General features: G+C 37.7%; 10 protein-coding genes. 6 read left to right on the top strand and 4 right to left on the bottom strand.

Annotated features, from left to right (window positions below):
• Window positions 1-183: 183 nt before the first annotated feature.
• On the top strand, window positions 184-804 hold the full coding sequence (locus ACPLVE_RS10205) for a DedA family protein (protein ID WP_424611451.1): 621 nt from the start codon (window positions 184-186) through the stop codon (window positions 802-804).
• Window positions 777-1,886, top strand: a complete 1,110-nt coding sequence (locus ACPLVE_RS10200) for a GNAT family N-acetyltransferase (protein WP_424611450.1) — start codon at window positions 777-779, stop codon at window positions 1,884-1,886. The genes ACPLVE_RS10205 and ACPLVE_RS10200 overlap by 28 nt, the downstream gene beginning before the upstream one ends.
• An 8-nt stretch (window positions 1,887-1,894) precedes the next feature.
• Here ACPLVE_RS10200 and ACPLVE_RS10195 read toward each other — a convergent pair whose 3' ends face one another.
• Window positions 1,895-2,647, bottom strand: a complete 753-nt coding sequence (locus ACPLVE_RS10195; protein ID WP_424611449.1) for a DUF881 domain-containing protein — start codon at window positions 2,645-2,647, stop codon at window positions 1,895-1,897.
• Between the two features lie 85 nt (window positions 2,648-2,732).
• The gene (locus ACPLVE_RS10190; RefSeq protein WP_424611448.1) at window positions 2,733-3,248 is read right to left on the bottom strand and encodes a hypothetical protein; all 516 of its coding nucleotides are present in this window, start codon (window positions 3,246-3,248) and stop codon (window positions 2,733-2,735) included.
• Window positions 3,249-3,346: 98 nt separating this feature from the next.
• Here ACPLVE_RS10190 and ACPLVE_RS10185 point away from each other — a divergent pair, with 98 nt between their 5' ends.
• The 3 genes from ACPLVE_RS10185 to ACPLVE_RS10175 are packed head-to-tail and all read left to right on the top strand — an operon-like array spanning window position 3,347 to window position 5,984.
• Window positions 3,347-3,805: a DUF2383 domain-containing protein gene (locus ACPLVE_RS10185; RefSeq protein ID WP_424611447.1), complete on the top strand. Its 459-nt coding sequence runs from the start codon at window positions 3,347-3,349 to the stop codon at window positions 3,803-3,805.
• Window position 3,806: 1 nt separating this feature from the next.
• On the top strand, window positions 3,807-4,904 hold the full coding sequence (locus tag ACPLVE_RS10180) for an NAD(P)/FAD-dependent oxidoreductase (protein WP_424611446.1): 1,098 nt from the start codon (window positions 3,807-3,809) through the stop codon (window positions 4,902-4,904).
• A 3-nt stretch (window positions 4,905-4,907) separates the two neighbouring features.
• Entirely contained in the window at window positions 4,908-5,984 is a 1,077-nt protein-coding gene (locus ACPLVE_RS10175) for an NAD(P)-binding protein (protein ID WP_424611445.1), read from the top strand.
• Here ACPLVE_RS10175 and ACPLVE_RS10170 read toward each other — a convergent pair.
• Both ACPLVE_RS10170 and ACPLVE_RS10165 read right to left on the bottom strand, forming a co-directional pair.
• A complete protein-coding gene (locus tag ACPLVE_RS10170) occupies window positions 5,979-6,407 on the bottom strand; it encodes a PPC domain-containing DNA-binding protein (RefSeq protein ID WP_424611444.1) in 429 nt (142 codons plus the stop codon). The genes ACPLVE_RS10175 and ACPLVE_RS10170 overlap by 6 nt on opposite strands.
• A gap of 24 nt (window positions 6,408-6,431) precedes the next feature.
• Window positions 6,432-8,567: a sodium-translocating pyrophosphatase gene (locus tag ACPLVE_RS10165; RefSeq protein WP_424611443.1), complete on the bottom strand. Its 2,136-nt coding sequence runs from the start codon at window positions 8,565-8,567 to the stop codon at window positions 6,432-6,434.
• A 205-nt stretch (window positions 8,568-8,772) separates the two neighbouring features.
• Between ACPLVE_RS10165 and fbp the strand changes: the two genes are divergently transcribed.
• Window positions 8,773-9,861 carry a fructose-1,6-bisphosphate aldolase/phosphatase gene (gene fbp / locus ACPLVE_RS10160; protein WP_424611442.1) on the top strand — a complete coding sequence of 363 codons (1,089 nt, stop codon included), beginning with the start codon at window positions 8,773-8,775 and terminating at the stop codon, window positions 9,859-9,861.
• Window positions 9,862-9,955: the final 94 nt, after the last annotated feature.

The following is a 9,955-nucleotide window of genomic DNA, read 5'->3' as shown; positions in this document are numbered from 1 at the left end:
GCTTTGCTCGCCCCGCCTTCGCTTCTCAAGTTCGCCAAGTTTAGTTACCGCTTTGACAACAAGTCGCATTTACACACAAAATGCCACTTCTTTATTTTGTCAACAGTCTGGCAGGGCTAAATTGTCCTGTTTTACTTTTTTGTGATATAATAAGACTGAAAAACCAAAGCGGATGGTGGAGTCATGGAAAGTCAATCTTTTTTATACACTGCGGTGGTGAATTACGGCTACATAGCGCTTTTTCTTGTTCTAGTCTATGAAGGAACTGGACTGCCTGGCCCTGTTGAGATTTTGTTTTTTGCAGCAGCATATCTTGCGGTAAAAGGGCAAATGAATTTAATTGCGATAGTGCTTGTAGCGGCTTTAGGGAATGTTACCGGGAATGTTATAGCCTATCTGGTAGGATATTATAAAGGAAGACCGGTCGTAGAAAAGTATGGCAAATATCTGAAGATCACTATAAAAGATTTGGAAGCTATGGATAAATGGTTTGCGAAATATGGAGGTTTTACTGTACTTCTTGGTAGATTGGTGGGACTTCCGCGAACTCCTGCCATTTGGGCATCTGGGGTTACTAGAATGAATTTTAGTGTATACCTGATTTTTTCTGTTATTGCTGATTTGATTTGGTCGTCTTTTTGGACTGGAATTTCTTATTTAGGGGCTAAACAGCTCATAAAGGTGGATTTTTTGACAAAAAGTCAACCTCTCTGGGTGTACTTCGTTTCGACGATAGGGTTTATAATATTTTTATATGTGGTTTGGAGGGTAGTGCTTTGGATGAAAGAAAAGTATCTCACGTGACAATTGAAAGGATAAACAATGTTTCTGGACTTTTAGAGATAGAAGATATTTGGCATGAGCTAGAAGAAGAAGCGAAGGTTTATCCTTTTAATAGCTTCGAGTGGGTTTTGAACTGGTGGAAATATTTTGGACACGGAAAGAGTTTGGAGATAATTGTGGTTTATGAAGGTTCTAAACCTATAGGTATAGCTCCTTTTATGATAACTTATTTTGAGAAAGGGCTTTTTGCTAAAAGAATCAAGTTTATTGGCTCTGCAAACAGCGATTATTTGGATTTTGTCGTACGTCAAGGATATGAAAAGCAGTTTTATACTGCTATTGTGGATTTTTTAGAAAAAAAGATTGATTCTCTTACAGTGCTTGATTTAGAGCATATTCCAGAAAATAGTGAATTTTTCCCGTACGTGATGGGAAGCAATCTTTACTATGATTATGAGGTGCAGGATGTGTGCCCATATATAAAATTGCCTGATACATGGGAGGAATACCTTGAAAGTTTAGAGGGAAAGTTCAGGCGAAATTTGAATTATGAAATAAGGCGTTTTTTCAAGGATTATGATGCGAGCTTTACTGTTGTAAAAGATTATGATATGGTAGGCAAAGCGATGGATACCCTAATAGAGCTTCACCAGAAAAGATGGAGAAAAAGGCACATGCCGGGAGTTTTTTACTCCAAAAGAATAAGAGATTTTCATAAAGATGTGGCAAAGGACATGTTTTTAAAAGGTGAACTGAGCTTATTTGAATTAAAAGATGGAGCGAAGACTGTGGCAAGCCTCTTGACTTATCACATAGGGAATGTCAGGTATTACTATATAGGTGGATATGACATAGAATATGGAAAGAGAAGCGTCGGGAATATTACTCTGGGGCTTTCTATCAAGCAATCTATTGAAGAAGGAGATGAAATATTTGATTTTTTAAGAGGAGATGAGGAATACAAGAAGAACTGGACTTCTTTGAAAAAGAGGAATATGAGGTTTGTAGCTTCGCGCTCCACTTTTACTGGAAAGCTCTTGTGCAAGTATGTGATGCTGGAGAATCAAATAGTTAAAAAAATAAAAGACAGGTTTACCCAGTGACCTGTCTTTTATTGATGATTTACGGGTTTGGCGTAAAAAAGCTTTACCGGTTCGTTATAAGCAGGAACTACTACTTTATCCGAAGTTTCTATCTGCACTTTTATCCCATAAAATTCCAATGTATCTATTATGCCATTTTTTAATTTTAGGGATGCCATAAGGGTATTAGGGTCTCCTATGGCTTTTATGACATAAGGCGGAGCATATCTAGTGGAGTTTATATTGATGGTTGGACCTACACATCTTATTTCTGAGAATGCAGTTATGCGCTGATCATTTATGGCAATTGCTTCTGCTCCTCCTGCCTTTAGCTCATTCACAATTCTCAGGAGATCTTCGTCATGGACTAAGTAGAGGTTTGGGTCTTCACCTTCGCGTGGCTGCAAATCACTGTCGCTTACCGTTACTATTACACCAGGGCCTACCACGTCGGTAAATCCTGCGAGGGCTTTATATTTTTCAACATCCTTTTGAAGATTCTTCAGAGCTGTGTCATTTTTTGAAGAAGCTTCTTCATATTCTTGAAACCGCTTTGTGAGTTCTGACAGTTGTTGTTCGAGATTTTGTTTTTCTTCTTGAAGCTTTTTTAGCTCCTGTGTCAGTTCTTCTGCTCTTGCAATGCTTGTAGAAGGAGCAGGTGAGAGAGTTTTTATTCCTCCGCTCTGGACTGCCTTGACTTGTATTGAAAGCATTATTCCCATGGTGAGAAATACAAGGAATAAAGTAAAATATTGGAATAGCTTTTCCTTCAATTTCTCCACATCCCCTTTATAGGTTCTAAATACAATATAACACGTAAAAAAATAAAATTTATTAAGAAATTCTTAACTTTTGATTACAATTTTGTTACAAATCCGTTTTTTGCTCTACAGTCTCCTTTAAAGATAGTATTTTTTTGAGTTCTTCATTGTATTTTTCTATTTTGTAGGTGGTACTTCTATAAAGCCTGATTTCTTCTTCATTTCTCTGTATACACCGCTTTATGGCATTTTTCACGGTTTCAAAAAGGGTATCGTATGCAATATAATTATGAAGGTCCAAATCGGATATTGGGGTAGCAATAAGTTCTTCACCCTCCACTTTGTAGTGATAAAAATTGCTGTCCGATTTCAATATTATCTTTTCATCTATACTTTTGTCAAATACAATTATTCCTTCTCCTGTTTCAAAAGTTTTTCCGGTATAACTACGCAGTTTTATATTTTCACTTCCAATGTATTTTTTTATGGAAAGTAAGATGCCTTTTATTTCTGAGATAGATTTTTTAAGGACCTCCTGCATTTCTTTATTGGCCATTTCCCTTTCTTTCTCGCTTTTTATCAATTCCTCCATTAAAATTTTCATTTCATCAATATTTCCCATTACTTTCACCTCAATCTTAATATTCCACGGTTTTTCAGTTTTAAACAGGTATATAAAAATTTCAATTGAGACAACATAATTAAAAAGGTGGGAGATGTATGCAGAAAATAACGCAACAGGAAATGATTTTAAGTAGTCTTCAAGAGGCAAAAAAACTGGAAAAAGGGCTTATAAGTAAGATAAAGACTTCTAAAGGAGCTGTTGTGGATAGTTCTATAAGGGCGTTGTTAGAAAGAGTGGAAATAATGTCAAAAAATCATAATAAAGACATTGAAAAAGCCGAAAAAGAACTCAATATACCCTCTGTTGTTAAAAAGAACGTATCACAGGATTCTCTTGATATCTTACAGGATATATTGAAAAACCTTGTAAATCTTCAGGCCTTTTACAATGAGACGGTGGTAAATATACCTAATCCCTACGTAAGACAACTCTTTACACAGATGCGGGATGATGTTATGAGGTTTATATCTTTGCTTCAGATAGAAATAGAGGCTTTAGAATCCAGACCTTCTATTCCAAATAACAAAGTTTTAAAAAGACCGGGGATGAGTTAGAATGAAGGTTGCCATAATAGGTGCAGGTCCCTCAGGACTTGCAGCAGCTATAACTTTACAAAATCATGGTATATTTCCTGATGTGTTCGAAAGAAAGGATAGGATAGGTGAGCTTTTTAACCACATAGCAGGCCTTTTAAAGGTGATAAACAGGCCTATTAAAGATCCCCTTCTTTTTTTGAAAAAAAAAGGAATAGACATAAAACCGATGGGTATGATTAAAAAGATAATCATGAAGGGACCAAGTGTGCAAGGAGTTGTGACAGGAAATAATTTAGGGTACATGATTTTGAGAGGGCAGGATAAAGATTCGTTAGAAAACCAGCTTTATAAAAAGCTTACTTTTCCTGTACATTTTAATGAAGAGGCGGATTATAGAAAATTAAAAGAAAAGTATGACTATGTGGTCGTGGCGACAGGGAGTTCTCAGATTCCGAAATCCCTGGGGTGTTGGCATGAGCTGGTTAGTACATGGGTTAGGGTAGCGAATGTTTTGGGCGATTTTGAAAAAAATACACTTGTTATGTGGATAAATAACCTCTATACAAAGAGCGGCTATGTATATCTTATACCTTACAATGAAAAAAGGGCTGTTTTGGCAATGGTAATACCTTACATATCAAAGGAAGAACTCCAGTATTATTGGGATGCTTTTTTGAAGGTGGAGGGTTTAAAAGTGGATATTGTAAATATTGTGGATTTGAGCCATGACTCGGGCAATTGCTTTCCTCATCAGTATGAAAACCTCTTATTTGTTGGTAATGCAGGAGGAGCAATAGAACCCTTTTTAGGGTTTGGCACCTTTAATTCTATTTTGAGCGGTATAATCGCTGCAGAGAGCATAATATTCAATAAAGATTTTGAAAAGAGCATAAAACCTCTGGCGGACGCTAATATGAAGATGCTGGAATTCAGGAAGGCATTGGACTTGATGGAGAATAGTAGCATAGATAAATTTATAAAGTTTTTGACCTTTCCACCTATAAAAAAGCTGGTATACAATACTAATTTTAATGCGATAAAATATGGTTCTCTTTTCATGAAGTACACTTTTAATAAATCGTATAACAAGCCTTATGAAGAAAGAAAGAAGGTGTAAAGAATGAAGGTCGGGATAATAGGGGCAGGAATTGCGGGTCTTTCTTGCGCTCATTTTTTAGAAAGAAATGGTGTATTCAGTCATGTGTATGAAAGGAATCACAGGATTGGTAATCTGTTTACATATGGAGAGATTGTTTTAAACCTTATGACGAGACCTTACGACTCCCTTGAAATTATGAATAGAATGGGTATTTCATTGCAACCCCTTTCCACTTTAAAGAGGCTTGTGATAAAGTCACCTAAAAACAAGGTAGAAATAAAAGGGAAGCTGGGGTATATTTTTGAGAGAGGACAGGGAGAAAATAGTGTTGAAAATCAAATTGCAAAGAATCTGACCTCAAAGATCTTTTTTAATATAAATGCTAATTATGAGAGTTTGATGAAAGAATACGATCATGTAGTTATAGCTACAGGTAACAGCATGATGGCTAAAAGCATTACGGAGTGGGAAAATATAGTCTCTGCATCCATAAAAGGGGGAATTGCTATAGGGAATTTTGAGCCTGACACAGTTTATGTATGGTTTGACAGAAGTTATGCAAATTCTGGTTTTGGATATCTTGTGCCTCTGGGACCTAAAAAAGCTTCTTTGGTACTGGTAGTTACTTATTCTTTAAAAGAAGAGGTTGAAAACATGTGGCAGGAGTTTCTTTCTAAAGAAAAAATCAATTTTAGTATGGTGGAGACCTTCGAATCAGAATTAGAGATAGGGATGCCAAGACATAGAAGTATAGGTAAAGTATATCTTGTGGGCAATGCAGGAGGTTTTTTGGATTCGGCCTTTGGATTTGGACTGATAAATTCTATGATGTCGTCGTTTTACTGCTCTTTTTCTATTGTAAAGGGTTATAACTATGAAGAAAAGGTGTTAAACCTTCAAAAAAAGTTAAATAATTTGAGAAAGATAAGAGAAAGGATGGATACAGGGACAAATGAAGATATAGAGAGGCTAATTGGTTTAATGAAAAACCCTCTTGTAAAGACATTGGTGTACAATACAAATATAGATATATTTAGTTATTTACCGTTTTTTATGAAGTTTGGTACTAAAAAACCGGGCAAAAAGCCCGGATTATAAATCCCAAAGGGTTAATCCCGTAGTTTCATCATACACCCTTTCTAACTTGTTATCTCCATAGTCTACAATTATAAACTCGGCTGCAAATACCTTTGTCCCTTCCATTAAATGACCTCCATAAGCGTTACCATTTTTATCTGCGAGGGTTATGTGAACATGAGCAAAAGGCTTGCCTTCTTTCGTAGATATGTTTCCTATACAGTTTAATATCTCCATGTGCTCGTTTTTTGTGATGTAGATGTAGTTTTTGCTTTCGGAGTCGTAATATCCAAAGACGGCATTTGTTACAGCACCTATTATCCTGATCTCACCAGAAAGTATGTTTTCTTCTGCTATGACCTTATTGATCTCTTGAAGAAGGTCGCTGCCGTGCGGAAATCTCCCCATAAAACGCCTTTTTGGAGTAACTTCTTTATATCCCATTTTATCACTTCCTTTATAAAATTTTTATCGGAACAAAGCTACAAATACCAGAGTTATTGTGCTTATGAGTTTTATCAAAACGTGCAGAGAGGGGCCGGCAGTATCTTTGAAGGGGTCTCCGACTGTGTCTCCTACAACGCTGGCCTTGTGAGCGTCTGAACCTTTGCCTCCGTAGTTTCCTAATTCTATAAACTTTTTGGCGTTGTCCCATGCTCCTCCGCCATTGTTAAGATAAAGAGCGAGAATTACACCGGAAATTGTACCGATCATTAGAAAAGCTGCTGCTGCTTCTTTACCTAAGATTACGCCAACAAGTATAGGAGTTATTACGACTATCAGGCCTGGGATCACCATTTCTTTTAATGCGCCTTTTGTTACTATGTCTACTGCTCTAGCATAATCTGGTTTTGCTGTTCCTTCCATTATCCCCGGTATTTCTTTAAACTGCCTTCTTACCTCTAGGATAACATATTGTGCAGCCTTTCCTACAGCTCTTATAGCGGTAGAACTGAATAGATATACTATCATGGCGCCTATAAAAGCACCTATGAATACTTCTGGTTTTCCTATATCTACTGGAAACCATGAGTCTATTGGTTTGCCGAGTATTTTCTTTACCTCGTCGAGGTAAGCGGAAAAGAGCAGGAAAGTAGCTAAAGCTGCAGATCCAATTGCATAACCTTTTGTCAAAGCCTTAGTTGTATTTCCGCAGGCGTCTAACCTATCCGTAACTCTTCTTATTTCTTCAGGGGCTCCTGACATTTCAGTGATTCCACCAGCGTTGTCAGTAATAGGACCAAAGGTATCCATGGCAAGTATATATGCGGTTGTGGACAGCATTCCCATTGTAGCAATAGCTGTGCCATAAAGTCCTGCCGTACCTATATGAGGTATTGCCATTTCTCCCAGCTTATAGGCTATAAATATTGCTGCTGAGATGAATATGACGGGCAGAGCTGTGGATTCCATGCCCACGGATGTACCGGTTATGATGTTTGTAGCTGCTCCTGTGGTAGAAGCTTTGGCTATTTCTTGTACAGGACGTTTGTTGACGGAAGTGTAGTAGTCGGTTAAAAAGACGAAAATATAACTTAAGATTACCCCTGTTACTACTGCCCCGTAAAGAAGCAAATAATTTACAGTGCTTCCATCGGGCAAATGTCCTGAAAGCATTACTTTTACTGCGAAAAATAGAACTATCAAGTTTACCACGGTTGTTACAAAATAACCTTTATTTAAGGCCAGCATAGGGTCTTTTGATTCGTCTTTTGTGTTTACAAAGAATATCCCTATTATAGAGGCAATTATGCCTATCGCACGGGCTACCAGTGGGAATAAAATTCCTTTCCAGCCGAAGATCGGGTAAAGTCCGACTCCCAATATCATTGCACCTATATTTTCAGCGGCTGTAGATTCAAATAAGTCGGCACCTCTTCCTGCACAGTCTCCTACGTTATCACCCACAAGGTCCGCTATGACCGCGGGATTTCTAGGGTCATCTTCGGGAATTCCTGCTTCTACTTTTCCTACAAGGTCAGCTCCTACGTCGGCAGCTTTTGTGTATATACCACCGCCCAGCTGGGCAAACAAGGCTACAAATGAAGCTCCAAAGCCAAAGCCGACGATTAGAGAAGGAGCCTCCTTTATGAGATCATCTTGTCCTGACATGCCACCGTATGTCAAAAATAGAGTAGCGACTCCAAATAAAGATAAAGCTGTAACAGCAAGTCCTGTGACGGCTCCTCCCTTTAAGGCAATTTGAAGAGCTCTGTTAAGACCTGTTCTTGCACCAGCTGCAGCCCTTATATTCGAGTTGACCGCCATATACATCCCTATATAACCGGACAGGGCGGAACAAAATGCTCCAGTGATAAAGGCAAAACCTACATGCAGCGCGAAACTAAGTGCTTTACTACTTCCTTCTGATAAGTGTCCGTAGTAATTAGCTACAATGATTATGACTGCTACTATTAAAGCTAGAGATGCAATTGTTTTATATTGCCTGTTTAAGAAAGCCATTGCTCCTTCTTTTATTGCATCAGAGATTTGCTGCATTTTTTCATCGCCTTTATCCTGGGCAAATATAAATTTAATCAAACCAATTATTACAAGGGCTGCAACAATTATAACTCCGTAAATTAGCGTAAGATAGGCACCCAACTTTTATCCTCCCTTTCTTTGTTGTTTTTATTGCTCCTCAATAGTATTTCGACAAACTTTCAAAAATTCCTTCAACTATTTTTAAAATGCATAGGGGGAAATTAGGACATACTATTGAAAAATATGATTAAATATTTTAAAATATAGTTGTAAAAAGTATAACATTAATCATATAATGTAGCATAACAATTAAGGGGGGATTTAAATGAGCAAAATAACGTTATCAGTTATCAAAGCGGATGTAGGTGGATGTGTAGGACATACGGATGTCCATCCGGACCTTTTAGAGATTGCAAGAAATATGCTAAAAGAAAAAAGTGATATACTAATTGATTATCATGTTACCAGGGTTGGAGATGACATACAGCTTATTATGACTCACAGAGAAGGAGTTGACAGCGAAAAAATTCATAAATTGGCTTGGGATACTTTTCTAGCTTGTACGGAAAAAGCGAAGGAATTGAAACTTTATGGTGCAGGACAGGACTTACTAAAGGATTCTTTTTCCGGCAATATCAAGGGAATGGGACCAGGTGTGGCAGAAATGGAATTTGAAGAGAGGAAAAGTGAGCCTGTTGTTATATTTATTGCCGATAAAACAGAGCCTGGAGCGTGGAATTTGCCCCTTTATAAAATGTTTGCTGACCCTTTCAATACTCCTGGACTAATAATTGATCCTTCAATGCATCAAGGGTTTAAGTTTGAGGTTTACGATATGTATGAAGGAAAGAAGATAATTTTTAACACCCCGGAAGAAATTTACGATATGCTTGTTTTCATTGGAGCCACTGGCAGATATTGTATAAGACGTGTGTATACAAAAAACAATGAGATAGCGGCTGTTTCCTCTACCCAAAGAATGAATTTAATGGCAGGTAAATACATAGGGAAAGATGACCCCGTCTTAATAGTAAGGTGTCAGAGTGGTCTTCCCGCGGTAGGAGAAGTTTTAGAAGCTTTTGCTAATCCTCATCTGGTTTCTGGATGGATGAGAGGTTCCCATGTCGGGCCTATGATGCCGGTATCGCTGGAAGATGCAGTTCCTACGAGGTTTGACGGTCCACCAAGAGTATGTGCTTTAGGTTTTCAGTTAAAGGAAGGTAAACTAATAGGACCACAGGACCTGTTCAAGGATGTGGCCTTTGATAGTGCTAGAAAGAAAGCATTGGAGATAGCAGATTACATGAGGTCATTGGGTCCCTTTGAACCCCATAGATTGCCGCTTCAGGAGTTAGAGTATACTACCCTACCATATCTGATGGAAAAATTAAAAGACAGGTGGGAAAAGGATTAAGGTGCGTTTTCGCACCTTTTAGACTGTTGACAAAACCCATATTAATTTAAGTGGCATTTTGTGTTAATGCTTGTAAGTTGCAAAGCGACTAAAC

It is taken from the genome of Caldanaerobacter sp. (genome assembly GCF_049701115.1).
Lineage (GTDB): Bacteria > Bacillota > Thermoanaerobacteria > Thermoanaerobacterales > Thermoanaerobacteraceae > Thermoanaerobacter.
The sequence above is the reverse complement of the archived record's forward strand: the minus strand, read 5'-3'. Positions and strand labels throughout refer to the sequence as shown.